The organism is Microbacterium sp. Y832 (assembly GCF_057669765.1).
This window is the reverse complement of record NZ_JBYHFM010000020.1, coordinates 1-981: the sequence shown is the minus strand read 5'-3', so window position 1 is coordinate 981 and position 981 is coordinate 1. Positions and strand designations below refer to the sequence as shown.

The 981-nt window shown below is 61.6% G+C and carries 1 pseudogene; it reads left to right on the top strand.

Going from position 1 to position 981, the window contains the following annotated elements:
- Window positions 1-396: 396 nt before the first annotated feature.
- Window positions 397-618, top strand: a pseudogene (locus tag AC25YV_RS12795) (hypothetical protein); the annotation flags it as partial.
- Window positions 619-981 lie beyond the last annotated feature (363 nt).

Here is a 981-nt window from a genome sequence, read left to right as displayed (position 1 = left end):
ACGAATCCTCACAGATCAGACGTCAACCAAACTCGGGGCAGTCCCTAGCGCCAAGTCGAGGAGCTTCATGATCTCTCCACGATCGCGTCCAGTCCCGGTCTGCTGCGGGTGGGTAGCGCCATGACGGATCGGACGATCTCGCCCCTCGGCCTCACGAGATCCCGAAGGTTGCCTAAGAGTTCCTTACGCTGGTTCACGGCTGGGTTCCTTTGCTTTGCAGGTCGTCCCATCGAGAAGCTCTCGACTTCTGCCCCAGTAGAGGCCCTGTTCCCAGAACAATGTCAAGCCCGAGATGAACAACAACATCCTGGTGACCAGGTGAACCCCCCAAGAACTCAGTTCGAGCCTCGCGCTCGCTGCCAGTCGCGCTCCTCTCTGCCGACGACGGGTCCGCCCGTGCAACGAATGCTCGGACACCCCAGCGCGGCGATGACGCTCGATACCTACGCCGACCTGTTCGATGATGACCTCGACTACGTCGCCGAAGCGCTGAGCCGCGCGGTCATCGCCCTACCTTTCGGTCAGGCCATATCCAGATACACCGTTAATCAGACAGTCCCGCGGACCCGCCATATGCGTACGGGTTTGCTTCCTGACCTGTGGGATCCATCTGGGTGAATCGCCCAACGCAGCGTCGTAATAGCGGGCGCCGAGCTTGTAGACGTTGGCACCCTCTTGGTGGCCACCGATGTAACGGAGGCTGTTGGCGACCACGGCGCTGTTCGTGGACGTGGCCCGTGCTTCGCCGCAGGGGCTGTAAGAGTATCCGCCGGCGTAAGCACCGGCACCGTTGAACAGTCCGACGGTCGATCCGAGGTGATCCTGGATGTAGTAGTGCCGTGAGCTGCCTCGTAGCCCGACGGCTTGTCCGTCGGGTGTGCGTGTGTAGTTGTGAGTGGTACCGCTGGAAGTCAGGCCGATTCAGATCGCGTCGAGAGTAGTGCCCCGTAGCGTGGTGTAGCCCACGGTGGCGGGCTCGTC